A 23226-nucleotide genomic window follows, 5' to 3' on the forward strand; every position below is an offset into this window, starting at 1 on the left:
GGAATTGTCTTGGCTGAAACGGAAATGTCCTGGTTCAACAACAGGCATCGCAACGATCGCCATCCCGCCGACAACGGAAAGGAGGAACGGCCTCCTCCTTTCCCCACCATGTCGACATTCCTCGGCATCGCCGCCGTCATGATCGTTCTGTGGTTGCTGGCCTACGGGCTTCCGCATCTTCTTTCGGCATCCGACCGCTCGGTGCCGTCCAACAACACCGAAGCTGGAGCTTCAAAATGAGCCAGTCGAAATCAGCCAGCATCATGGATGCCGGCATCCTGTGGCCCGCCATCGGCGGCGCCTTCAAAAAGCTGAACCCACGCACATTGGCCAGGAACCCGGTGATGTTCGTCGTTGCCGTCGTCTCGGCGCTGACATCAGTGCTTTTCGTCAAGGACCTCGCCAGCGGGCGCGGCAACCTCGGCTTCACCATCCAGATCATCATCTGGCTGTGGTTCACCGTGCTGTTTGCCAACTTCGCCGAAGCCGTCGCCGAAGGCCGCGGCAAGGCGCAGGCCGATTCGCTGCGCAAGGCGCGCACCGAGACCCAGGCCAAGCTCCTGACCGGCGAGGACCGGACGAAATTCAAGCTGGTGCCCGGCACCAGCCTGAAGGTGGGCGACGCCGTGCTGGTCGAGGCCGGCGACATCATCCCCTCCGACGGCGAGGTGATCGAAGGCGTGGCTTCGGTCAACGAGGCGGCGATCACGGGCGAATCGGCGCCTGTCATTCGCGAATCCGGCGGCGACCGCTCCGCGGTCACCGGCGGCACGCAGGTGCTCTCCGACTGGATCCGCGTGCGCATCACCGCCGCCGCCGGCCACACCTTTCTCGACCGCATGATCTCGCTGGTCGAGGGCGCCGAGCGCCAGAAGACCCCGAATGAGATCGCGCTCAACATCCTGCTGGTCGGCATGACGCTGATCTTCGTGCTGGCCACCGCTACCATCCCGAGCTTCGCTTCCTATTCGGGGGGCTATATCCCGGTCACGGTGCTCGTCGCTTTGTTCGTGACCTTGATCCCGACCACTATCGGCGCGCTTTTGTCGGCCATCGGCATCGCCGGCATGGACCGTCTGGTGCGCTTCAATGTGCTCGCCATGTCCGGCCGCGCCGTGGAGGCGGCCGGCGACGTCGACACGCTTTTGCTCGACAAGACCGGCACGATCACGCTCGGCAACCGCCAGGCGACCGAATTCCGCCCGGTGAAGGGCGTCACCGAGCAGGAACTGGCCGATGCGGCACAGCTTGCCTCGCTCGCCGACGAAACGCCGGAAGGCCGCTCGATCGTCGTGCTGGCCAAGGAGAAATACGCCATCCGCGCCCGCGACATGGCGACACTGCACGCCACCTTCGTGCCCTTCACCGCGCAGACCCGGATGAGCGGCGTCGACATAGACGGCTCCTCCGTGCGCAAGGGCGCGGTCGATTCCGTGCTCGCCCATGTCAACCAGTCGACCGTCGCCAGCCACGCAACGCGCCCGAACAGCGATACGATCAGGGATCTCCAGGCGATCGCCGACGAGGTCGCCAAATCGGGCGGCACGCCGCTTGCGGTCGAGCGCGACGGACGCCTGCTCGGCATCGTGCACCTCAAGGACATCGTCAAGGGCGGCATCCGCGAACGCTTCGCCGAGCTGCGCAGCATGGGCATACGCACGGTGATGATCACAGGGGACAATCCGATGACGGCGGCGGCCATCGCGGCCGAAGCCGGCGTCGACGACTTCCTTGCCCAGGCGACGCCGGAGGACAAGCTGAAACTGATCCGCGACGAGCAGGCCAAGGGCAAGCTGGTCGCCATGTGCGGCGACGGCACCAACGACGCGCCGGCCCTTGCCCAGGCCGACGTCGGCGTCGCCATGAACACCGGCACGGTGGCCGCGCGGGAAGCAGGCAACATGGTGGACTTGGACTCCGATCCGACCAAGCTGATCGAGATCGTCGAGATCGGCAAGGCGCTGCTGATGACGCGCGGTTCGCTGACCACCTTCTCCATCGCCAATGACGTGGCCAAGTACTTCGCCATCATCCCGGCCATGTTCGCCGTGTTCTACGTCGCACCCGGCCACACCACAGGTCCGCTGCAGGCGCTCAACATCATGCATCTGGCGACGCCGCAGAGCGCCATCCTGTCGGCCATCATCTTCAACGCGCTGATCATCATCGCGCTGATCCCGCTGTCGCTGCGCGGCGTCAAATACCGGGCAATCGGCGCCGGGGCGCTGCTCAGCCGCAACCTGCTCGTCTACGGCCTCGGCGGCATCATCGTGCCGTTCGCCGGCATCAAGATTATCGACATGGCCGTCACGGCCCTCGGCCTTGCATAAGGGATCACTCCGATGCTCAAGCAAATCAGACCCGCGATCGCCATGATAGTCTTCTTCACCGTGCTGACCGGGCTCATCTATCCCCTCGGCATGACCGGCATCGCCCAGGCGCTGTTCCCGAAACAGGCCAATGGCAGCCTGATCGAGAAGGACGGCAAGGTGGTCGGTTCCGAACTGATCGGCCAGGCCTTCGCCAGCGAACGCTATTTCCACGGCCGGCCATCGGCCGCCGGCAATGGCTACGACGCCGGCGCCTCCAGCGGCTCGAATCTGGGTCCGTCCAACCCCAAGCTGATCGAGCGCATCAAGGGCGACGCGGCGAAGCTGAAGGCCGAAAACCCCGATGCGCCGGTTCCAATGGGCCTCGTCACGACATCGGGCAGTGGGCTCGATCCTGACATCAGCCCCGACGACGCTTATTTCCAGGTTCCCCGTGTCGCCGAGGCAAGGGGCATCGATGAAGCCAAGGTCAAGGCGCTCGTCGACAGCCATGTCGAGGACCGGGAGCTCAGCGTGCTGGGCGAGCCGGTGGTCAATGTGCTGGTCCTTAACCTCGCATTGGACGACACAGCCAAGCAATGAAGAACAGCGCCGGGGATCGACACCGTCCCCGGCGCCGTTCAAACTGGATGCCGATGCCGGACGAGAGAAGCAACGTCGAAAACAGACCTTCCCCCGACGCGCTGCTCGAGCATGCCGAGCGCGAGGGCCGCGGGCGTCTGCGCATCTTTCTGGGCGCGGCACCCGGCGTCGGCAAAACCTATGAAATGCTGATGTCGGGACGCGCCAGGCTGGCCGACGGCATCGACGTGGTGATCGGCGTGGTCGAGACGCACGGCCGCAAGGAAACCCTGGCCCTCGTCGAGGGCTACGAGGTCATTCCGCGCCGCCCGGTCGAATACAAGGGACGCACCCTCGACGAGATGGACATAGACGCCATCCTGGCACGCCGCCCGGCACTGGTCCTGGTCGACGAACTCGCCCACACAAACGCGCCCGGCAGCCGTCACCCCAAGCGCTATCTCGACGTGCAGGAAATCCTGGCGCGCGGTATCGACGTCTACACGACGCTCAACATTCAGCATGTCGAAAGCCTGAACGACGTCGTCGCCCAGATCACGCGGGTCAGGGTGCGCGAGACGGTTCCCGATTCCATCATCGACCGGGCCGACGACGTCGAAATCATCGATCTGACACCCGACGACCTGATCAAGCGGCTGGAGGAAGGCAAGGTCTATTTCCCCAATACCGCCCAGCGCGCCATCGAGAACTATTTCTCGCCCGGCAACCTTACGGCGCTGCGCGAGCTGGCGCTGCGCCGCACCGCCCAGCGTGTCGACGAACAACTGCTCAACCACATGCAGTCCCATGCCATCCAGGGCCCATGGGCGGCGGGGGAAAGGGTGCTCGTTTGCCTCGACGCGCGTCCGGGCGGGGCGGCGCGCGTGCGCTATGCGCGCAGGCTGGCCGACAGGCTCCGTGCGCCATGGACGGCGCTTCATGTCGACACCCCCCGTTCGGCCGCCATGTCGGAAGAAGAGAAGGACAGGCTGGCGAACCATCTGCGCCTCGCCGAGCAGCTCGGCGCCGAGGTGACGACCATTCCGGGCCAGAACGTCGCGCAGGACATCGTGCGCCATGCGACGGCGAACAATTTCACCCATATCGTAATCGGCAGGCCGACCCGGTCGCGCTGGCGGGAATTGATCGAGGGCTCGCTCACCTATGATTTGATCCGCAATGCCGGCGACATCAGCGTCCATGTCATCTCGGGAACCGAGCGCGATACCGACGCAGCATCGAGAAAGGTCAGGACGGCGGCCGAGCAGCGGCCGTTCCAGATATGGCCGTATCTGTTCGCCACGGCCTATGTCGCGGGCTCGCTGGCCGTCGGCACGGTTCTCGATCAGTTCCTCGACGTGCGCAATCTGGCGATCGTGCTGCTGCTGGCGGTACTGACATCGGCGGTGACGTTCGGACTGTGGCCGGCCTTGTACGCCTGTTTCCTGAGCGCCCTTGCCTTCAACTACTTCTTCCTCGAGCCGCGCTACACGCTGACGATCAGGGATCCCGAGAGCATCGTTGCGTTTGCCGTCTTCCTCGTCGTTGCCGTCATCGCCAGCAACCTGACGGCGCGCGTGCAGCGTCAGGCCGCCGCCGCCCGCTCACGGGCGCGGGCCACGGAGGATATCTATCTGTTTTCCAAGAAGCTTGCCGGCGCCGGCACGCTCGACGACGTTCTGTGGGTCACGGCCTTCCAGATCGCCTCGATGCTGAAATTGCGGGTCGTGCTGCTTTTGCCCGAAAACGGCGCCATCACCGTCAAGGCGGGCTATCCGCCCGACGACACGCTGGCGGAGGCCGACATCGCCGCCGCCCGCTGGGCCTGGGAGCACGATCGCGCCGCCGGCCGCGGCGCCGATACGCTGCCCGGTGCGAAGCGGCTCTATCTGCCGCTGCGCACCGGGCGCACGGCGGTCGGCGTGGTCGGCCTCGACAACGACAAGCAGGGTCCGCTGCTGACGCCCGAGCAGCAGCGGCTGCTCGACGCGCTGGCCGACCAGGCAGCGGTCGCCATCGAGCGCATCCAGCTCGTCGCCGATGTCGACCGTGCCAAGCTCGCGGCCGAAGCCGACAGGCTGCGCTCGGCGTTGCTGACCTCCATCTCCCATGATCTGAAGACGCCGCTCGCCGCCATCATGGGCGCGGCCGGCACCCTCAGGGAGTTCGCGCCTGATCTGCCCGAGCAGGACCGGACGGAGCTGTTGTCGACGGTGGTCGACGAAGCGGAGCGGCTGAACCGCTTCATCGCCAATCTGCTCGACATGACCAAGATCGAATCCGGTGCGATGGAGCCCAACTATGCGCTGCATTATGTCGGCGACGCCGTCGGCACCGCGCTCGATCGCGCCCGCAAGATCACCAGCGAGCACAAGATCGAGGTCGATATTCCGCCCGACCTGCCGATGCTGAAGCTCGACCCTGTGCTGTTCGAGCAGGTCCTGTTCAATCTGCTCGACAATGCGTCGAAATATTCGCCGCCCGGCTCGACGATCCGCCTGCAGGGCTGGACCGACATCGGCTCCGTCGTGCTTCAGATCATGGATGAGGGATTGGGCATCCCTCCGCAGGATCTTGAGCGCGTGTTCGATACTTTCTCCCGGGTGCGCAAGGGCGACCAGGTGCGCGCCGGCACCGGGCTCGGCCTGTCGATCTGCCGCGGCTTCATCGAGGCGATGGGCGGCACGATCTCGGCCGCCAACCGGACCGACCGTTCGGGTGCTGCCTTCACCATCAGGATGCCGGTGCCGGCGGAGTTGCCCAACATCGGCAATCGCATCGGCTCCAGCGCGGATCAGCCTCGATGACCAATTCGAACGTCAGGATATTGGTCGTCGATGACGAGCCGCCGATCCGCAAGTTGCTCCGGGTCGGCCTCGCCAGCCAGGGCTACGCGGTCAGCGAGGCGCCGAACGCCAAGGCGGCTATCGAGCTGATGGTGCAGGAAAAACCGGATCTCGTGCTGCTCGACCTTGGCCTGCCCGGCATGAGCGGCCATGAACTGCTGCGCAAATGGCGCGACGACGGCCTCGATATCCCGGTGGTCATTCTCTCCAGCCGCGCCGACGAGGCCGGCATCGTCGACGCGCTCGAACTCGGCGCCGACGACTACATCACCAAGCCGTTCGGAATGAACGAGCTGGTGGCGCGCATCCGTGTGGCACTGCGGCACAAGTTCCAGCAGCAGGGCGAGAGGCCGGTGTTCCAAACCGGTGATCTCAGCGTCGACCTGGTCAAGCGCATCGTCAAGGTCGGGGGCAAGGAGGTGAAGCTGTCGCCCAAGGAATACGACATTCTGCGCATTCTCGTGCAGTATGCGGGCAAGGTTCTCACGCACCAGTTCCTGCTGAAGCAGGTGTGGAACGATTCGACCGACGTGCAGTATCTGCGGGTCTATGTCCGGCAGTTGCGGCAGAAGATCGAGAAGACGCCGGACCAGCCGCGCTACATCACCACCGAGACCGGCGTCGGCTACCGCCTGCGCGAGGTCGAATGAGCGTTGCCTGGCCTGATTAGCCGACAGCTTCCGGCAGCCGGTTCGCGGTCGTCGATGTGCGCAGGGCGGCGAGGCAGCCAATGATGCCGAGCGGCACGAAGGCGAGGAACAGCCAGGTTGCCACATCAGCCGCCGCGTCCCGGTTCAGGCCTTGCGAGAAGCCGCTGGCATTGGCGACGATGCCGGCAAGGGCGGCACCCACCGCATAGCCGATGCGCTGCATGGTCGGCACCGCGGCCGAGGCGATGGTCTGCTCATCTTCCGGCGCGGAGGCCACGATGACGCGCGTCAGGAACGGCCAGGCAACGCCGAAGCCGCCACCCTGCAAAAGGGCGCATACCAGGATCAGCGGGATCGAGCCTGCCGGGATGGTGTAGGCGAAACCAGCGAGGCCGGTGGCGATCATCAGGGCGCCGATGACGATGATCGATCTCTCACGCTCCTGTGGCGCGTTGGCGACAAGGATCGACAGGATCGACCAGGCGATCGATTCGGCGGCGATGATGTAGCCGGTGGTCAGGAGCGGAACGTGGTGCAGCGTGGTCAGAAGCAGCGGGCCGTAAATGGCAAAGGAACAGGTCGCCACCGAGAAGGCGGCGACCATGGTCATGCCGCTGCCGACCGGCGTGCGCCACGAGAACAGCCGCGAGGGGAAAAGCCGCGATTTCGGCTTCAGCGCATCGATACGGAAGAACAGCACAAGGCCGATCAGGCCGAGCACCATCAGCAGCGACGAGCGCAGAAGGGCGATATCGACCCCCGCCGAGGCGATCAGCACGACGGCGACGGCAAGGCAGCCAAGCGCTATGAGCGGGAAGGGTGGTGCCTTGCCCGCGCCGGCACTCGGCCTCGTCGCTTCCGGCGTGTCGAGCACGACGAAGCTCGCCAGCGCCATCGCCGCACCGCCGAACACGAAGATGCCGAACGCCCAGCGCCATGACAGAAGCTCTGTCATGATCGCGCCAAGCATCGGCCCGCTGAAGGCGGCGACGCCCCAGATCGCCGACATGATACCGAAAAGCTGCGGCCAGATGGCCCGCGGAAACAGGCGCTCCACCGAGACGAAAGCCAGCGACACCAGCGCGCCGCCGCCCAGGCCCTCGATCAGGCGCCCGGCCAGGAACAATTGCATCGAGGGCGCGGTGGCGCAGATCAGCGCGCCGGCCGCGTAAAGCAGCGCCGCGACCACCATGTTGGTGCGCAGCGCCACATAGCTGACCAGCCGTCCGGCCGCGGCACCGGCGACGATGGCGCCCAGTTCATAGATCGCCAGCGACCAGCCGACGAGCTGCACGCCCGCCAGTTCGCCGATCATGGCGGGCATGACGGTCGCCACCATCGTCTCGTTGGTGGCGTGCAGCAGGATGCCGAGGCTGATGAAGCAGAAGCGCGCGAGGTCGCCGCTCGCCCACAATGCGCGCCAGTCGACCCTGTTTGTGCTGATGTCGGTCACTTCGGTCCCTCGAATTTCATATCCCGATGCAAACGCATGGCGCCAGGAGCCGGCTCGGGGGTCCGGCAGGACCATGGTCGGATGGGTTTGTAGAACCTCAACCAAGCTTGAGCTCAAGCGATTTTTTGGACATGTTCGTGGATGCCCGCATCCCTGGCCGGCCGGCATCGCCGGCCAATCAGTTCTCCGTGCTGCGCAGCTGGAACTGGCTGACACCGATGGCGAAATTGATGCCGGTCTGGGTCTGCAGGCTGAGCGGCTGCAAGGTGAAGGACTGCGAGGAGCCGCCAACCAGCAGATTGGCCCCGGCGCCGACGGTTGCCGTCACCTCGGCGCTGGCGCCGACATAGTCGCCGGCCAATGCGCCCGGCGCGTAGATGTTCTTCAGCGGCGTCAGCACCAGCCATCGCATCACCGCCTGCTTGGTCGTGCCGATGTCGAGGCCGTATTTGTTGACCGCGCCGAAATAGGCTTCCGGCGCGAAAGTCTTGTCGGCAGGGGTGAAGGTGCAGCTCAGATCCTTGCTCGAGCCGAAGATGAAGCCGGTGCCGCCCGATATGGCGCATTCAAGTGTGCCGAGCTCGATGCCCTGGTCCTGTGCCTGGGCCAAGGCGGGGCTGGCAATGGCAACGATGGCAGCAAGGATCATTTTGCGTGTCATGGGCCCCTCGTGCATTCGCTGCAGCCATCTTTGAGGAGCAGATGACACTGCTTCGCGAGCGAAGGATGCCAGGTCAGTGCACGGGGTCCGGTCGGTGATCGTCGGGCTTTGGCCGGCAACCGTCTATGGCGGGATGTATCGTCCACTGGTTCTGAGGCTCCTGCTGGGATGCGACGGTCAATGGCGATCCTGCCGTCTCAACGGCTTCACACCAGCGCGCGGGGCTGCCGTCGGGAACCGGGGATTCGTTCCAGCTGCCGTTCCAGGTGCCGATCTTCTGACAGTGCTTGATGGGATGGATTTCGTTCCAGCCGTCATGTGCCGAATCGTAGACCCACGTTCCCTTGACGAACAGGATGTCCGCGCCGCGGCGCGTCGGATCGTTGACGTGAAGATCGCCGAGATTCTCGTCGAGATCCGTCGGATTGGCTGTGTCGAGCAGGCCGACTATGCCGCCTATGATGACGATGACCGCCGCGATGAGCGACAGGACCGCGCAGGCGATCCAGCCGAAGAAGGGAATGGCGCAAGCAACCGCGGCGGCCGTGGCGACTGGAATTGCGGCAAGGCAGGCTATCATGAGGTCGTAGACGCCGGCGCCTTCGAACTCGCAATGCAGCACCGCGGTCGGGTCGTCATTGGCCCATTGGCGCGCTTCCTGACCTTTCCAGTCGAGGCCCGCGCCCTGGATCGCAGGCGTGTTGGCGATCAGGCGTCCAAACGGCGCTATCTTTTCGGCCGTTGCCTGGTTGGTGAATTCGACGACATTGCCCGGCACCAGATTGAGACTGTAGTCGGTGTCGAACCGGTCCAGTCCCGACTTCTCCTCCGGCGGATCGACCTTGAGCAGCCAGCCCACCGCGCATTCGTCGCCACCGAGACAGATCAGCCGGTCGTACAGCCACCAGCGGCAATAGGCCAATATGGCCGCAAGCGCCACCAGCATGGCGGCCGGTCCGGGAAGGGCGCCCACAAGGATGAGCGGCAAAGCGACCACGGCCGCAGCAATGATCATCTGCCCGTATTGTTTGCCGTGGTGATTTCCGACCGATACGCATTTGGTGTAGTGCCGATAAGCCATGGCGACCCCCTATCGCTCGACATAGAGCGTCACGCCGCCGGCGAGGCCGCGGGCCGAGAAAGCATGAACGTTGATTGCCTTACGGCCGGTGAAACCGGCTGGCGGTTCAATATTGACAGTGACGGGGATTTCCTCACCCGGGGCAAGGTCCGCTTGTGCGGGCTCGAACGTGACAAGCCAGCCGGCGGGCAAAGGATGCGATTGACGGGTGTGGCCGACAGGCACTGCCGCGATGGTGCCGGGGAAGGTGCGCAAGGGCCGGCGACGCGGCCTCGGGCGAGGGCGCGGCTCACAGACCGGCAATTCAGGAAGGGAATAGGCATCGGCCTCGAGACGAAATCCCATCCTCTCCCGCTCGCCATTGCGCAGGCGAAATTCAAATCTTGCGGGCGAATGGGCGACACCGACGGTGGTGTTGTCCTGGCCTAGGTTGTTGTTCGGGTTCGCATCGTCGAGCCAGTCGAGCAGGACCTGGATGCAATAGTGACCAGGCGCTGCCGGAGTTCGCCATTTGACCGACGCGAAAGCCGGATGGTTGGCCCCGCCCTTGACGCCGAGATCGGTCCTGGTCTCATCGATCCAATGCGACACCGTGCCGATGCCGAAACTCAGATAGGAGAATTTCACCGGCAGATCGACGACCGGGGCCTCGGTCGAGTTGTTCCAGATACGGGCGACGATTTCATATTCGGTGTCGGGCGCCAGCATATGTGGTGCGACAGGATTGCCGCCGCTTCGGATCTCGATGTCGGGGTTGTCCCATGTGACGGCGAGGCCCTGGCCCATCAAATAATACTGCGCGTAGATCAGGGGATCCGGGCGTTTATAGGCGGGGTCGCTGATCTTGACGCAACGTTGCGGCCCGCTTCGGTCCAACCGATCGGGGAGCTTCATTCTTTCGCAGAGCAATCTGGCGAGGGCGCAGATCCGGGCAGCGATCTGGCGCAGGTTCGATGGCCACTCGGTGAACGCGTCGGCGAGCGCGTTCAGGAAATCCAGTACTTTGGGGAGCGGGTTCATGGCCAGTCCGCGGCCATTTCGTCAACGTCGCTGTCGACGCATGAAAAACCAGACAGCGGCAATCAAGAATGGTGCGAGTATCAGAAGAAGTTCGAAGGATCCCGACCCGCCATCGGGCGAAAATCCGAATAACTGCTCGATGAAATCCATCACGGCCTCCGGCAGCTGCAACAAAATTGCATTCGACGATGTCTTTACATCTGCCGGAGCTCGCGCGCATTTTCGCGCAGAGCCAGCAACATTTCCGGTTGGTAGCACAGAACGAGCAAGTCTTCCATCGGCAATAATTTCGATCTGCTAGCTTGGCCTGGTCACAGCAGTTCGCAAATGCAAAGCGCGCGGCGGAACCAAGTCCACCGCGCGCTATTTTGATCATCGCGCGGTTGCCGTCCGTGCCGAGAAGATCAACGTGCCGTTACTTGAGAGAGTGGATCAGCTCAAGCGAGGTCACGGCAACGGCCAGGTTGACGCCGGTCTGCGCCTGGACGCTGAGCGGCTCCAGCATGAAGGCGCTGTCGAAGCCGCCGACCAGCAGATTGGCGCCGCCGCCGGTCACGACGCTCGCCTCGGCATTGACGCCGTAATAGCTGCCGGCAAGGTCGCCCGCGTCGCGGTCACGGGTCGCGGCAAACACGGCCCAGGCGAGTTGGCCCTGGTGCGTCTTGCCAACATCGACGCCGAGCTTGGAGATGACGCCGGTGTAAATCTCGGCCGGACCGTGATGATAGGGGCGGAAGACACAGGACACGCCCTTGTTGGATGTCACGATGTAGCCGGTGCCGCCGTCGATGGTGCAGTCGAGCGTGCCGAGCTGCAATCTGCCGGCGCTTGCCGGTGCAACAGCGAACATGGTCGTGGCGAGCGCAGCGGCGCAGACGAGTTTCTTGGTCATGGGAGGTCCTTTCGCAAAACGCTTCAAAGTAACGGCTGGGTGGCCAGACCGTTCCGCTGAAACCTTGGCGCGAACAAGGCAGGCGATCACGGCTTGCAGCGGGGTCAGCGCGCGGTTGCCGGATTGATGGCGATCTGCGGCGATACGTGTCCTTTCGGACACGCATCCGACGCGTGTGGGCTTGGCCGGCCTTGCCTGATCTCAGCTGACGCGGGCGAGGCCATCCTTGGCCGGCTGGTAGGTGGGATCGAGCCGAACGGCTTCGCGGTAGGACTTGGCCGCCTTGGCCTTGTCGCCGCGCCGCTCGTAGATCAGCGCCTGGTTGGACCAGGCCTCGGCGTTCTTGCCGTCGAGCTTGATGGCCATGTTGAAATCGGAGAAGGCATTGTCCTCGTCATTGGTGGCGAGGTAGGAAAGGCCGCGGCCATTATACGGCTCGGCGGCGTCCGGGGCCAGCGAGATGGCGGTCGAGAAATCCTCGATAGCGAATTTGTGCTGGCCCTGGCTCTGATAGATCAGGCCCCGATTGTGATAGGCGCGGGCATCGGTCGTGTCGAGCTGGATCGCCTTCTGGAAATCGTTGAAGGCTTCCTGGGTGCGGCCGGCCTTCCGGTAGAGATTGCCGCGGCCGATATAGGCGGCATCGTAGTTGCCGTTGATCTGGATCGAGCGGTTGTAGTCCGCCAGCGCTGCTTCCTGATTGCCGAGGAAGCGCTGGATGAGCGCACGGTTCGAATAGGCTTGGTAGAAATTCGGGTTAAGCTGGATGGCCTGGTTGAAATCCTTGAGCGCCGCCTGGTACTGGCCGCCCCGGCCATAGGCCGAGCCGCGCACATTGTAGCCTTCAGGATCCTGCGGATTGCGCTGAATCACCGCCGACAGCGATGAGATGTTCTCGCTCGACCCTTGCGCCTTGTCGATGTTGTTGAACTCGCCGGTCGGGCCCGAGGTCTGGCAGCCGGCAAGCATCAATCCGGAAAGCAGGGCTGTCGCCAGGGCAAAGCCATGAAATGTGGTTTTGCTCTCCACGCTGATTGCGTTCATGTCTGCCCTGTCCTCACTTGCCGCGTCATTCAGGTCCGGATCCCCCCTCCGGGCCGGGTCACATCAAAATAAAAAGGTGGCGGCGATTCCGCATCGCGCCACCCCTGGTATCCTTCGAAAAGGACGAAATATAGGCGTTAATCAGCGCGGCGGACGCGCTGCACCGGCGGCACCGCCGGCAGCCACCGGACGCGGCGTCATCGGCAGCAGACCTTCGCGCTGTGCACGCTTGCGGGCCAGCTTGCGGGCTCGGCGCACGGCTTCGGCCTTTTCACGGGCGCGCTTCTCGGAAGGCTTCTCGTAGTGACCGCGCATCTTCATTTCGCGGAAGATGCCTTCGCGCTGCATCTTCTTCTTGAGAGCGCGAAGCGCCTGATCAACATTGTTGTCGCGGACGAGTACCTGCACGGGCAATCCTGTCTTTCGGGTTTGATATCAACAGGCAAGCGGCCATAGCCACTAGCCTCCGCGGCGATTTACACCACGAATTGTGGCGGCTGATAGCAGAATCACGCCGCGCTGTCCACAGCCGAAATGAACGGAGGCGGCCAATTCGCCCAGCGGGCGCTCGCAAGATAGGCAGCCAACTACGCGGTAGCCAGATGCAACCGCTCAAAATCCTCGAAGAATTCGCCATAGTCGCAGGTTATCTCTTCGCCCGCCGCTATGTCGCGGGTCGCAGTTGCCCCGCCATATTGCGAAAAGTCCGTGTTCGGCGTCGCCGAATGGTTCATGAAGCGGCCATTGTCGACCTCATAGACCATGAAGCCGGGCCGGTCGGGACTGGGATAGGCGTAGCGGTCGAGCAGTTCCCTGAGATGCGAGGGTGCCGCCTGGTATTTTTCCAGCGGGATCAGCCGGTCGAAATCCGGGTCGAGCCGCCAGATCGAGGCGCCTTTCCTGATCGGCTCGGCGGCGAACACGCCGACGCCCTCGATTGCGCTTTGGGCGACATAGGTTTTGATCAGCAGCATGGTTCCGGCCCGTTTCCAACGAGAGAACGGAATCGTCAATTCGAGCCCAAATGCAAGCCCGGATTGCGACATCGCGGCCCGCGTTGATCCGCATGCCGGCGCCGAAACCGCTCACGTCCGGTTGATCGACACGCCGCCGTCGGCGAACAGTGCGGTTCCGGTGGTGAAGCTCGACGCCTCGGAGGCAAGATAAAGCGCCGAGCGGGCGATCTCTTCCGGCCGGGCCATCCGCTTCAAGGCATGGATGCCTTCGACGTACGTGCGGGCCTCGGGCGTGGTTGTGGTCGCGCCGGGCGTGTCTGTGCCGCCTGGCAGCAGTGCGTTGACGCGCAACCCCTTCGGCCCGCACTCGGCGGCCAGCACTTGCGTCAAACCGATCAGGCCGGCCTTGGCCGCGGCATAGGCCGCCATGCCTGGCATACCGGCGGTGTAGCCGACGAAGCTGGAGGTGAAGACCAGCGATCCGCCGCCGCGCTCCAGCATCGCCGGTATCTGATGCCTGGCGGCCAGATAGGCGCTGGTCAGATTGGTATCGATCGTGTCGTGCCACGACGCCGGCGGCAGGTCCGGCAGCGGCGCCATCATGCCGACAGCGCCGGCATTGTTGAATGCAATGTCGAGACCACCGAAGCTACCGGTCGCGAGATCGACCAGCGCCTTCGCATAGGCTTCGTCCCTGACGTCGCCGGCAAGAGCGATCGCAGTGCCGCCGGTTTCCACGATCTCCTCGACAAGCCTATCGAGCTCGGCCTGACGGCGCGCGGCGGCGACGACCTTGGCTCCTTCCTCGGCAAAGAGCTTTGCAGTGGCGCGGCCGATGCCGGAACTGGCGCCAGTGACGATGGCGATCTTGTTGGCGAGTGCGAGCATGTTTCTGTCATCCTTCCGCTAAGCCGGCCTTGCCGGCGGTCGGATGCGTCGTCGCAAATGAGCATGGCCGCAGCCACCCGAAAGCTGCGAACCCGCCGATTTTCCCTGGCCTCGCACGCCGCGGCCGGTTGCGGCGCAAAACGGCAAGAGCCGTCGCAAACAGCGCAAGGGTGGCAGCGCTGTTTCGCTAGTGATACACCTCGCGCGCCGGGGGAAATTGCTAGCCCGGCCGCAAATCCGCGAGACTTTGGCGCGAGGCTGGAACGTGAAGAAATACTCTGTATTCGCCATCGCGCGTGAGGCCATGCGCGGCCACAAGGGCTGGGAGGAGCAATGGTCCTCGCCGGAGCCGAAGAAGGAATACGACGTCGTCATCGTGGGCGCCGGCGGCCATGGCCTGGCTACCGCCTATTATCTCGCCACCGTGCACGGCATCACCAATGTCGCGGTGCTGGAGAAGGGCTGGCTCGGTGGCGGCAATACCGGCCGCAACACCACCATCATCCGCTCCAACTACCTCTATGACGAGAGCGCCGGCATCTACGACCATGCGCTGAAATTGTGGGACGGGCTCAGCCAGGAGCTCAATTACAACGTCATGTATTCGGCGCGCGGCGTCATGATGCTGGCGCACAATGTGCACGACATCCAGGTGCTGAAGCGCCATATCCACGCCAACCGGCTGAACGGCATCGACAATGAATGGCTCACACCCGAGCAGGCGAAGGAATTCTGCCCGCCGCTCAATATTTCCAGGGATGCGCGCTACCCGGTCGTCGGTGCCGCCTTGCAGCGGCGCGGCGGCACGGCGCGCCATGACGCGGTCGCCTGGGGGTATGCGCGCGGCGCCTCGGCGCGGGGCGTGCACATCATCCAGAATTGCGAGGTCACCGGCGTCAAGCGGGCGGCCAATGGCGCGGTCACCGGTGTCGAGACGACGCGCGGCTTCATCGGCGCCAAGAAGGTCGGCGTGGTCGCGGCCGGCCATTCCTCGGTCATTATGAACATGGCCGGCGTGCGCATGCCGCTGGAAAGCTATCCGCTGCAGGCGCTGGTGTCGGAGCCGGTCAAGCCTGTCGTTCCCTGCGTGGTGATGTCGAACACGGTGCATGCCTATATCTCGCAGTCCGACAAGGGCGAACTGGTGATCGGCGCCGGCACCGACCAGTACGTCTCCTACTCGCAGACCGGCGGCCTGCACATATTACAGCATACGCTGGACGCAATCTGCGAGATGTTCCCGATCTTCACGCGCATGAAGATGCTGCGCTCCTGGGGCGGCATCGTGGACGTCACGCCCGACCGCTCGCCGATCCTGGCCAAGACGCCGGTGCCCGGCCTCTACGTCAATTGCGGCTGGGGCACGGGCGGCTTCAAGGCGACACCCGGCTCCGGCCATGTCTTTGCCCACACCATCGCCAGGGACGATCCGCATCCGATCAACGCGCCCTTCACCATCGAGCGTTTCCGCACCGGCCGGTTGATCGACGAGGCGGCGGCGGCGGCGGTGGCGCATTGACGATGACTGAGCTGTAGGAACGAAAACATGCTTCTCATCCGCTGCCCCTATTGCGAGGAAGAGCGTCCGGAACTTGAGTTCCGCAACGCCGGCGAGGCGCATATCGCGCGCTCGGCCAACATGTCAGGCGAGAGCGACGAGGATTTCGAAAAATTCTTCTTCATCCGCTCGAATCCCAAAGGCATCATCTATGAGCGCTGGCGACACATGCATGGCTGTGCGCGCTTCTTCAACGCCGTGCGCGACACCGTCACCGACAAGTTCGTCATGACCTACAAGGCCGGCGAGCCGAAGCCTTCCAAGCTGCCCAAAAACTCCAGCGAAGTGGTTGCCAAATGAGCGGCGCGTTCCGCATACCGAGCGCCGGCCGCCTGAGCCAGGCCAAGACCGCCCGCTTCAGCTTCGACGGTCAGTCCTTCGTCGGCATCGAAGGCGATACGCTGGCTTCGGCGCTGCTGGCCAACGGCGTGCACCTGGTCGGCCGCTCGTTCAAATATCACCGGCCGCGGGGCGTGCTGTCGGCCGGCGCGGAGGAGCCCAACGCGCTGGTGCAGATCGTGCGCGACGACGCGCGCAAAACGCCGAATGTTCGCGCGACCGTGCAGGAACTCTATGACGGACTCGCCGCCAACTCGCAGAACCGCTGGCCGTCGCTGTCCTTCGACGTCAGCGCGGTCAACGATCTGGCGTCGCCGCTGTTTTCGGCCGGCTTCTACTACAAGACCTTCATGTGGCCGAAGGCGGCCTGGAAGAGCCTCTACGAACCCAAGATCCGGGAAGCCGCCGGGCTTGGCGTGTCCCCCGACAGGCCGGACCCCGACCATTATTCGTCGCGTTACGCTCATTGCGACGTGCTGGTGCTGGGCGGCGGTGCGGCCGGCATCGCGGCTGCATTGGCAGCGGCTGAAACCGGCGTGCGGGTCATTCTGGCCGATGAGCAGGCCGAATTCGGCGGCAGCCTGCGCTTCGAGAGCGGCGCGAAAATCGACGGCCAGGGCGGCTTTGCCTGGGCGCAGGCGGCGATCGCCAGGCTGAAAGGCATGGACAATGTCCGCGTGCTGTCGCGCACGACTGCCTTCGGCTACTACGCACAGAACTTCGTCGGCCTGGTCGAACGGGTCAGCGATCATTTGCAAAATCCCGGCCACGACCTGCCGCGCGAGCGGCTGTGGCAGGTGCGCGCCAGGCGCGTGGTGCTGGCGTCCGGGGCCATCGAGCGCCACATGGTGTTCGCCAACAACGACCGGCCGGGCATCATGCTGGCCTCGGCCGCGCGCACCTATCTCAATCACCATGGCGTCGCGGTCGGAAAAAACGTCGGCGTCTACACCGCCAATGATTCCGCTTACGCGGCGGCGATCGACCTGAAGAAGGCCGGCGTCAACATCGCGGCTATCGTCGATCTGCGCGACAATCCGACAGGGCCGGTGATCGATGAAGCAAGGATGCTCGGCATCGAGATCAATTTCGGCCGCGCGGTGATCCGCGCCGGAGGCAAGCTGCGCGTCTCGTCGATGACGGTGCAGCCGAAGAATGGTGGCGGCGAGCGCACCATTGCGGTCGATGCGATCCTGATGTCGGCCGGCTGGACGCCGTCGGTGCACCTGTTCTCGCAGTCGCGCGGCAAGGTCGCCTTCAACGACGAAACCAAGCGCTTCGTGCCCGGCACCTACGCGCAGGACTGCGTCTCTGTCGGCGCCTGCAACGGCACGGACGGCCTGTCGGCGACCCTCGACGAGGCCTATGCGGCAGGGGCCAAGGCGGCAAGGGACGCCGGCGCAAAGACTGCCAAGGGTACAAGGCCAAAAGTCGACGCCTCGGAAAGCTGGTCGCGTGGCATGCTGGGCGCCGCCCCCGGCGCCGGTCCGGATACGACGGTGAAGGCCTTCGTCGATTTCCAGAACGACGTCACCGCCAAGGACATCCGCCAGGCGGTGCATGAGGGCATGCGCTCGATCGAGCACGTCAAGCGCTTCACCACCAACGGCATGGCGACCGACCAGGGCAAGACCTCGAACATGCACGGCCTGGCGATTGCCGCCGAGACGCTTGGCAAGCCAATCCCCGAGGTGGGCCTCACCACGTTCCGCGCCCCCTATACGCCGGTGACCTTCGGCGCCATCGTCAGCCATGCGCGCGGTCCGCTGTTCGATCCGACGCGCAAGACGGCGATCCATCCCTGGGCTGAAGCCCAAGGCGCCGTGTTCGAGGATGTCGGGCAGTGGAAGCGCGCCTGGTATTTCCCCAGGGGTGGCGAGGACATGCATGCGGCGGTCGACCGCGAGTGCGTCGCGGTTCGAAACACGGCTGGCCTGTTCGACGCCTCGACGCTCGGCAAGATCGAGGTGGTCGGTCCCGATGCGGCCAAGTTCATGGAACTGCTCTACACCAATCCGTGGGAAAAGCTGGAGCCCGGCCGCTGCCGCTACGGCATCATGCTGCGCGAGGATGGCTTCATCTATGATGACGGCGTCGTCGGCAGGCTGGCGCCCGACCGGTTCCATGTGACGACGACGACCGGCGGCGCGCCGCGCGTCATGAACCACATGGAGGACTATCTCCAGACCGAGTTCCCGCATCTCAATGTCTGGCTGACCTCGATCACCGAGCAATGGGCTGTCATCGCCGTGCAGGGGCCGAAGTCTCGCGACATCATCGCGCCGCTGGTCGAAGGCATCGACATGTCGGACGAGGCGCTGCCGCACATGTCGGTACGCGAGGGCAAGATCTGCGGCGTGCCGACAAGGCTGTTCCGCATGTCGTTCACCGGCGAGCGCGGCTTCGAGGTCAATGTGCCGGCCGATTACGGCCAGGCCGTCTGGGAAGCGCTGTGGGCCGAGGGCCAGAAGCATGGCGCCACCGCCTACGGCACCGAGGCGATGCACGTGCTGCGCGCCGAGAAGGGCTACATCATCGTCGGCCAGGACACCGACGGCACGGTGACGCCCAATGATGCCGGCCTCGACTGGGCCGTCGGCAAGAAGAAGGCCGATTTCGTCGGCATTCGCGGCCTGACGCGGCGGGACCTGGTCGCCAAGGGCCGCAAGCAACTGGTCGGCCTCAAGACCAAGGATCCCAAGGTGGTGCTGGAGGAAGGCGCGCAGATCGTGGAGGATCCCAGGCAGGCGATCCCGATGAAGATGATCGGCCATGTCACGTCGAGCTATTGGTCGCAGAATTGCGGCCGCTCGATCGCTCTGGCGCTGGTCGCCGGCGGTCGCGCACGCACGGGCGACACGCTCTACGTGCCGATGCCTGGCGGGACGATCGAAGTGGAGGTTTCCGGCATGGTGTTCTTCGACGAAACGGGAGGCCGCCTCAATGGCTAAGGCAGTCGCGAAAAAGACGGCTTCGGCCGCATCGCCGGCGGCCGAGCGCCGTCCGGCGCTGGCCGGGCGCGCTATCTCCGCCGCCGGCGTCAAGGTAGAGGTGCTGCCGCCGGCCGAACGGATCTCGCTGCGCGCTCCGGAGGCGTCGCTTGCCGCCTTGTCGAAGGCGCTCGGCGTGACCATGCCGAAAAAGCCGAAGACGTCCGTGTCGAAAGGCGGGCGCACCGCGCTGTGGCTTGGGCCGGATGAATGGATGATCATCGACGAGGCCGGCAAAGACCCGCTCGCCGATTGTGCAAAGATTTCCGCCTTGCATTCCGCTGTCGGCATCTCGCATCGCAACGTTGCGATATCGGTCGCCGGTCCGGCCGCGGCCGCGGCAATCAATTCGGGCTGCCCGCAGGATCTGTCGCTCGAAGCCTTCCCGGTGGGTGCCGCCTCGCGTACCATTCTCGGCAAGGCCGAGATCGTTCTGCTGCGCACGGCGCAAGACGCTTTCCGGGTCGAGTGCTGGCGTTCCTTCTCGGATTATGTCTTTACTTTCCTCTCCGAGGGAGCACGCGACGCGGCGGCCTGATCCCGGAACGTTTGCCGCCCGCGCCCATTTGCGGCAACAGGTCGAGGGAGAATGCCGATGCCATCGAAGTCCACGCCGAAGTCGCCCGGGAAAAGCTCGGCCGTGCGCTCCCTGGAGCATGAGCGGCATCACGGCGCCGACGCCGAAGAGGAACTCGAGGAAGGCCTCGAGGATACGTTCCCGGCCAGCGATCCTGTGTCGATCACGGGGACGGCTATCCCCGGCGCCCCCGCAAGGCCGGGCAAAGCCAAGACCGTTCCCGGACGCAAACCGCGCTGATTTCCCCAGCTTCGGTTGAGGAGCCATCTTTCCAAGACGGCGCCAAGTGGGATATTCAAAGCGCTTTGGGAGATCGTAAAATGCCGGTAAAAGCCGTCGTCTGGGGCGAGAATGTCCATGAGCAGACCAATGCCGCCGTGCGCGGCCTTTATCCATTGGGCATGCATGGGACCATCGCAGCCGCGCTCAACCAGGATAAGGGCATCGAGGCGACCACCGCCACCTTGCAGGAGCCGGAGCACGGCTTGAGCGAAAGCCGGCTGGCTGCCACCGATGTCCTGCTCTGGTGGGGCCATGCCGCCCATGGCGAGGTCAAGGACGAGATCGTCGAGCGCGTGCAGAAACGGGTCTGGGAAGGCATGGGTCTGATCGTGCTCCATTCCGGACACTATTCGAAGATCTTCAAGCGGCTGATGGGCACGCCTTGTTCGCTGAAATGGCGCGAAGCGGGCGAGCGCGAGCGCGTCTGGGCCATCAACCGCAGCCATCCGATCGCGCAAGGCATCGGCGAGTGCCTGGAGATCGGCGAGACGGAGATGTATGGCGAGCCCTTCGCGGTGCCGGAGCCGCTGGAGACGGTGTTCGTCTCCTGGTACGAAGGCGGCGAAGTCTTCCGGTCGGGGCTGACCTATCAGCGCGGCGCCGGACGGATCTTCTATTTCTCGCCCGGCCACGAGACCTACCCGATCTACCACAATGAAGGCGTGCAGCAGGTGCTGCGCAACGCCGTGCATTGGGCGCACAATCCCGCACCCGCATGGTCCGGCATCATCAATGCGCCGAACGTGCCGACAGACCAGGCCAAGGAGAAGATCGTCCAGAAGGGCCTGCGCCTGCATGCCGACGGCGACAAGGGCCTGAGTTAGGCGTGAGTTGAAGATGCACCGCCTCCTTCTGCTCGGCACCGGTGGCATTGCCGGACATCACGTCGAGGAGTTCGCCAGGATTCCAGGATGCACAATCGTCGCCTGCGTCGACCAGGTGCCGGGCCGCGGTGCGATGTTCGCCGCCGCCAACAAGATCAGCCAGTCTTTCGAGAGCCTGGAAGCGGCGATCGGCTGGGGTGCGTTCGATGCGGCCATCAATGCGACGCCGGATGGCGTGCACAAGGCCACGACGCTGGCGCTGCTTGCCCAGGGGAAACACGTCTTTTGCGAAAAGCCGCTGGCGCCGAACCATGCCGACGCGCTTGCAATGACGGAAGCGGCCGAGGCGGCCGGGGTCGTCAACATGGTCAACCTGACCTACCGCAACTCGGCGGCGATCGAGGAAGCGCGACGCATGGTGCAGGCCGGCGAGATCGGCGCATTGCGCCATGTCGAGGCGAGCTACAAACAGAGCTGGCTGGTCAGCAAGTCATGGGGCGACTGGCGCATCGAGGACAAATGGCTGTGGCGCCTGTCCAACCGGCACGGCTCGACGGGCGTGCTCGGCGATGTCGGTATCCACATTCTGGATTTCGCAAGCTATGGCGCCGACCAGGACATCGCCACCCTGCACGCCGACCTGGTGACGTTTCCCAAGGCCGAAGGCGATCGGATCGGCGATTATGTGCTTGATGCCAACGACAGTGTCGCAATGACGGCGCGGTTCAAATGCGGGGCGCTCGCGACGATCGTCGCCAGCCGCTACATGACCGGCCACGCCAACGACCTGTCGCTGGCCATGCATGGCACCAAGGGCGCCATCAAGGTCAAAACAGACGGCAAGGTTTCGCGCCTGTCGGCCTGCCTGGGCGAGGACATCGACCAGCAACGTTGGCGGACACTGGCGCTGCCGGATGTGAAGCGCAACGCGCTGCGTTTCGCCGAAGCGCTCGATAGGGGAAGGAACGGCGATCCATCCTTCCGTCGCGCCGCCGACATGCAGAGGCTGATCGACGCGGCCTTCGAGAGTTCGTCGTCCAGACTGCCGGTCACGATCGCCTGAATCACATCTGGCCGGCTGCACCAGCCAGGCGTGTGTTGCCGCTATCAGAACGCGCTCGGCACGATCCAGGGATTGATGCTGATGCCGAGGCGCGGGCCCTTGCCTTCAGCGGTGGTTTCCGTGACGCCCTTTTTCTCGAGCGAGCCGGTCGATGCGCAATCGAGCTTCACATTGGCCTTGGTGTCGACGCAGGTCGCGGCGGGCACGTGCTTGACCGGGTGGGTCGTGTTGGCGGCAAGGGCCGAGCCCGAAAGTGCCAGCACGGCGGCGAGGGTGAGGAGGGTCTTTTTCATTGTCCGTCTCCGGGTTCGATGGGTGAATTTGTTCTCGTACATGTACGGTATTCCGTACAAATACGCCCACTGATCGCGGAGTTCAAGCCAGAATCGTACGCGTACGGAAATTTTTGTTAACCAAGAAAATCCATCCCGCTTGGCACGTAAAACGCGGAGCGGCGATGAAGCGTGGAAACGCAAGGAGATATCGTTCAGCAGTTGACCGGTGTCTCGGTCAGCGGGGGCACGTTCTGCGTGCTGAGGGTGGCAAGGGTGAAATCGCACATCCGTTTCACGAAAGCCTGCGGATCACCGAAAGGGTAGAAGGGGAAGGTGATCAGCAGCGAGATGGTGCCGTGGCCGACCGCCCACAGCATGGTGGCGATGGCGCGCGGATCACCCTGCAACTTCCCCGCGGCGACGCAGGCCTCGACCCTGCTGATCAGCACCTTCATCGCCGGGTTGCTTTCTTCCATGTCCTCGTAGCTCCGGCCTGCCGGCAGCTTGGTCTTTTCGGTCATGAAGACGGTGCGGTATTCATTGGGATTGCCAAGTCCGAACGCGGCGTATTCCGTCATCACTGCTTGCAGCGCCTCGATCGGATCGTCGGAAGGATGCTCCTCGATGCGCCGGGCGAGCGTCTCGAACGCATCTTCGGCCAGCGCGAACAATATGTCCTGCTTGTCGGCGAAATAGGAATAGACCGACATCGGCGCGTAGCCGACGCGCTTGGCCAGCTTGCGGATGGTCAGGCCCTCATAGCCTTCCTCCTGCACGAGCTTGTGCGCGGCCTCCACAAGTTCGGAACGCTGTTCGGCCTTTTGTTTCTCGCGGCGTGTCTGGGCGCTCACCGGCAATATCGCCTGCCTCTGCTGGTTGGGGGCCAACTGAATTATATACGCTGTACGGAAACGGACAAGGGCCTCGCTGGTTCCC

The 23226-nt window shown here is 64.2% G+C and carries 23 protein-coding genes; 12 read left to right on the forward strand and 11 right to left on the reverse strand.

All coding sequences use genetic code 11. The features are described from left to right. Nucleotides 1-9 precede the first annotated feature (9 nt). Genes FJ428_RS13360 through FJ428_RS13380 form a run of 5 tightly spaced genes read left to right on the forward strand, consistent with a single transcriptional unit; the run spans nucleotide 10 to nucleotide 6387 of the window. The gene (locus FJ428_RS13360; RefSeq protein ID WP_224518924.1) at nucleotides 10-240 is read left to right on the forward strand and encodes a hypothetical protein; all 231 of its coding nucleotides are present in this window, start codon (nucleotides 10-12) and stop codon (nucleotides 238-240) included. Further along, on the forward strand, nucleotides 237-2330 hold the full coding sequence (kdpB, locus tag FJ428_RS13365) for a potassium-transporting ATPase subunit KdpB (RefSeq protein ID WP_140522466.1): 2094 nt from the start codon (nucleotides 237-239) through the stop codon (nucleotides 2328-2330). The genes FJ428_RS13360 and kdpB overlap by 4 nt, the downstream gene beginning before the upstream one ends. Before the next feature lie 12 nt (nucleotides 2331-2342). Further along, on the forward strand, nucleotides 2343-2912 hold the full coding sequence (gene kdpC, locus FJ428_RS13370; RefSeq protein ID WP_140522464.1) for a potassium-transporting ATPase subunit KdpC: 570 nt from the start codon (nucleotides 2343-2345) through the stop codon (nucleotides 2910-2912). A gap of 53 nt (nucleotides 2913-2965) precedes the next feature. Next, on the forward strand, nucleotides 2966-5698 hold the full coding sequence (locus tag FJ428_RS13375; RefSeq protein WP_140879552.1) for a sensor histidine kinase KdpD: 2733 nt from the start codon (nucleotides 2966-2968) through the stop codon (nucleotides 5696-5698). Next, nucleotides 5695-6387, forward strand: coding sequence for a response regulator transcription factor (locus tag FJ428_RS13380; protein WP_140560272.1), 693 nt, complete (start codon nucleotides 5695-5697; stop codon nucleotides 6385-6387). The genes FJ428_RS13375 and FJ428_RS13380 overlap by 4 nt, the downstream gene beginning before the upstream one ends. Before the next feature lie 16 nt (nucleotides 6388-6403). On the opposite strand, the gene FJ428_RS13385 is transcribed toward FJ428_RS13380, so the two are convergent. The 9 genes from FJ428_RS13385 to FJ428_RS13425 form a co-directional block, all read right to left on the reverse strand. After that, nucleotides 6404-7840 carry an MFS transporter gene (locus FJ428_RS13385; RefSeq protein ID WP_140657314.1) on the reverse strand — a complete coding sequence of 479 codons (1437 nt, stop codon included), beginning with the start codon at nucleotides 7838-7840 and terminating at the stop codon, nucleotides 6404-6406. A gap of 178 nt (nucleotides 7841-8018) precedes the next feature. Then, nucleotides 8019-8501 (reverse strand): DUF992 domain-containing protein, encoded by a 483-nt coding sequence (locus FJ428_RS13390; protein ID WP_140513722.1) that lies wholly within the window; start codon nucleotides 8499-8501, stop codon nucleotides 8019-8021. A gap of 73 nt (nucleotides 8502-8574) precedes the next feature. After that, nucleotides 8575-9582, reverse strand: a complete 1008-nt coding sequence (locus FJ428_RS13395; RefSeq protein WP_140496337.1) for a hypothetical protein — start codon at nucleotides 9580-9582, stop codon at nucleotides 8575-8577. A 9-nt stretch (nucleotides 9583-9591) separates the two neighbouring features. Further along, a complete protein-coding gene (locus FJ428_RS13400) occupies nucleotides 9592-10602 on the reverse strand; it encodes a hypothetical protein (RefSeq protein WP_140522454.1) in 1011 nt (336 codons plus the stop codon). Between the two features lie 415 nt (nucleotides 10603-11017). After that, nucleotides 11018-11494 (reverse strand): DUF992 domain-containing protein, encoded by a 477-nt coding sequence (locus tag FJ428_RS13405; RefSeq protein ID WP_140522452.1) that lies wholly within the window; start codon nucleotides 11492-11494, stop codon nucleotides 11018-11020. A gap of 201 nt (nucleotides 11495-11695) precedes the next feature. Further along, nucleotides 11696-12538 (reverse strand): tetratricopeptide repeat protein, encoded by an 843-nt coding sequence (locus tag FJ428_RS13410; protein ID WP_140879553.1) that lies wholly within the window; start codon nucleotides 12536-12538, stop codon nucleotides 11696-11698. Nucleotides 12539-12679: 141 nt separating this feature from the next. Next, entirely contained in the window at nucleotides 12680-12946 is a 267-nt protein-coding gene (rpsU, locus tag FJ428_RS13415) for a 30S ribosomal protein S21 (RefSeq protein WP_010911429.1), read from the reverse strand. A 179-nt stretch (nucleotides 12947-13125) separates the two neighbouring features. Further along, nucleotides 13126-13512: an SET domain-containing protein-lysine N-methyltransferase gene (locus tag FJ428_RS13420; RefSeq protein ID WP_140513719.1), complete on the reverse strand. Its 387-nt coding sequence runs from the start codon at nucleotides 13510-13512 to the stop codon at nucleotides 13126-13128. Between the two features lie 111 nt (nucleotides 13513-13623). Continuing rightward, nucleotides 13624-14382: an SDR family oxidoreductase gene (locus FJ428_RS13425; protein ID WP_140879554.1), complete on the reverse strand. Its 759-nt coding sequence runs from the start codon at nucleotides 14380-14382 to the stop codon at nucleotides 13624-13626. A 265-nt stretch (nucleotides 14383-14647) separates the two neighbouring features. Here FJ428_RS13425 and FJ428_RS13430 point away from each other — a divergent pair, with 265 nt between their 5' ends. The 7 genes from FJ428_RS13430 to FJ428_RS13460 all read left to right on the forward strand — a co-directional run bounded on the left by FJ428_RS13430 (nucleotide 14648) and on the right by FJ428_RS13460 (nucleotide 22015). Continuing rightward, a complete protein-coding gene (locus tag FJ428_RS13430) occupies nucleotides 14648-15901 on the forward strand; it encodes a sarcosine oxidase subunit beta (protein WP_140556511.1) in 1254 nt (417 codons plus the stop codon). A 27-nt stretch (nucleotides 15902-15928) separates the two neighbouring features. Next, a complete protein-coding gene (locus tag FJ428_RS13435) occupies nucleotides 15929-16240 on the forward strand; it encodes a sarcosine oxidase subunit delta (RefSeq protein ID WP_140496330.1) in 312 nt (103 codons plus the stop codon). Further along, a complete protein-coding gene (locus tag FJ428_RS13440) occupies nucleotides 16237-19230 on the forward strand; it encodes a sarcosine oxidase subunit alpha (RefSeq protein ID WP_140560276.1) in 2994 nt (997 codons plus the stop codon). Before FJ428_RS13435 ends, FJ428_RS13440 begins: the two co-directional genes overlap by 4 nt. Beyond that, on the forward strand, nucleotides 19223-19807 hold the full coding sequence (locus tag FJ428_RS13445) for a sarcosine oxidase subunit gamma (RefSeq protein ID WP_140522448.1): 585 nt from the start codon (nucleotides 19223-19225) through the stop codon (nucleotides 19805-19807). The genes FJ428_RS13440 and FJ428_RS13445 overlap by 8 nt, the downstream gene beginning before the upstream one ends. A gap of 57 nt (nucleotides 19808-19864) precedes the next feature. Continuing rightward, a complete protein-coding gene (locus tag FJ428_RS13450) occupies nucleotides 19865-20086 on the forward strand; it encodes a hypothetical protein (protein WP_140496327.1) in 222 nt (73 codons plus the stop codon). Nucleotides 20087-20166: 80 nt separating this feature from the next. Beyond that, nucleotides 20167-20952, forward strand: a complete 786-nt coding sequence (locus FJ428_RS13455; protein ID WP_140513714.1) for a ThuA domain-containing protein — start codon at nucleotides 20167-20169, stop codon at nucleotides 20950-20952. Nucleotides 20953-20965: 13 nt separating this feature from the next. Continuing rightward, the gene (locus FJ428_RS13460; RefSeq protein WP_140513713.1) at nucleotides 20966-22015 is read left to right on the forward strand and encodes a Gfo/Idh/MocA family oxidoreductase; all 1050 of its coding nucleotides are present in this window, start codon (nucleotides 20966-20968) and stop codon (nucleotides 22013-22015) included. 44 nt (nucleotides 22016-22059) lie between these two features. On the opposite strand, the gene FJ428_RS13465 is transcribed toward FJ428_RS13460, so the two are convergent. Next, nucleotides 22060-22308, reverse strand: a complete 249-nt coding sequence (locus tag FJ428_RS13465; protein WP_140496324.1) for a DUF680 domain-containing protein — start codon at nucleotides 22306-22308, stop codon at nucleotides 22060-22062. Between the two features lie 194 nt (nucleotides 22309-22502). Further along, nucleotides 22503-23147, reverse strand: a complete 645-nt coding sequence (locus tag FJ428_RS13470; RefSeq protein WP_140496323.1) for a TetR/AcrR family transcriptional regulator — start codon at nucleotides 23145-23147, stop codon at nucleotides 22503-22505. Nucleotides 23148-23226 lie beyond the last annotated feature (79 nt).

Source organism: Mesorhizobium sp. B2-8-1, assembly GCF_006440955.1.
In the GTDB taxonomy this organism is placed as follows: domain Bacteria; phylum Pseudomonadota; class Alphaproteobacteria; order Rhizobiales; family Rhizobiaceae; genus Mesorhizobium.

What these genes read in the sequence shown, in the direction of transcription:
- kdpB (WP_140522466.1), top strand. Translation starts at nt 237, where the DNA reads ATGAGCCAGTCGAAATCAGCCAGCATCATGGATGCCGGCATCCTGTGG.
- kdpC (WP_140522464.1), top strand. Translation starts at nt 2,343, where the DNA reads ATGCTCAAGCAAATCAGACCCGCGATCGCCATGATAGTCTTCTTCACC.
- FJ428_RS13375 (WP_140879552.1), top strand. Translation starts at nt 2,966, where the DNA reads ATGCCGGACGAGAGAAGCAACGTCGAAAACAGACCTTCCCCCGACGCG.
- FJ428_RS13380 (WP_140560272.1), top strand. Translation starts at nt 5,695, where the DNA reads ATGACCAATTCGAACGTCAGGATATTGGTCGTCGATGACGAGCCGCCG.
- FJ428_RS13390 (WP_140513722.1), bottom strand. Translation starts at nt 8,501, where the DNA reads ATGACACGCAAAATGATCCTTGCTGCCATCGTTGCCATTGCCAGCCCC.
- FJ428_RS13395 (WP_140496337.1), bottom strand. Translation starts at nt 9,582, where the DNA reads ATGGCTTATCGGCACTACACCAAATGCGTATCGGTCGGAAATCACCAC.
- FJ428_RS13400 (WP_140522454.1), bottom strand. Translation starts at nt 10,602, where the DNA reads ATGAACCCGCTCCCCAAAGTACTGGATTTCCTGAACGCGCTCGCCGAC.
- FJ428_RS13405 (WP_140522452.1), bottom strand. Translation starts at nt 11,494, where the DNA reads ATGACCAAGAAACTCGTCTGCGCCGCTGCGCTCGCCACGACCATGTTC.
- FJ428_RS13410 (WP_140879553.1), bottom strand. Translation starts at nt 12,538, where the DNA reads ATGAACGCAATCAGCGTGGAGAGCAAAACCACATTTCATGGCTTTGCC.
- FJ428_RS13420 (WP_140513719.1), bottom strand. Translation starts at nt 13,512, where the DNA reads ATGCTGCTGATCAAAACCTATGTCGCCCAAAGCGCAATCGAGGGCGTC.
- FJ428_RS13425 (WP_140879554.1), bottom strand. Translation starts at nt 14,382, where the DNA reads ATGCTCGCACTCGCCAACAAGATCGCCATCGTCACTGGCGCCAGTTCC.
- FJ428_RS13435 (WP_140496330.1), top strand. Translation starts at nt 15,929, where the DNA reads ATGCTTCTCATCCGCTGCCCCTATTGCGAGGAAGAGCGTCCGGAACTT.
- FJ428_RS13440 (WP_140560276.1), top strand. Translation starts at nt 16,237, where the DNA reads ATGAGCGGCGCGTTCCGCATACCGAGCGCCGGCCGCCTGAGCCAGGCC.
- FJ428_RS13445 (WP_140522448.1), top strand. Translation starts at nt 19,223, where the DNA reads ATGGCTAAGGCAGTCGCGAAAAAGACGGCTTCGGCCGCATCGCCGGCG.
- FJ428_RS13450 (WP_140496327.1), top strand. Translation starts at nt 19,865, where the DNA reads ATGCCATCGAAGTCCACGCCGAAGTCGCCCGGGAAAAGCTCGGCCGTG.
- FJ428_RS13455 (WP_140513714.1), top strand. Translation starts at nt 20,167, where the DNA reads ATGCCGGTAAAAGCCGTCGTCTGGGGCGAGAATGTCCATGAGCAGACC.
- FJ428_RS13460 (WP_140513713.1), top strand. Translation starts at nt 20,966, where the DNA reads ATGCACCGCCTCCTTCTGCTCGGCACCGGTGGCATTGCCGGACATCAC.
- FJ428_RS13465 (WP_140496324.1), bottom strand. Translation starts at nt 22,308, where the DNA reads ATGAAAAAGACCCTCCTCACCCTCGCCGCCGTGCTGGCACTTTCGGGC.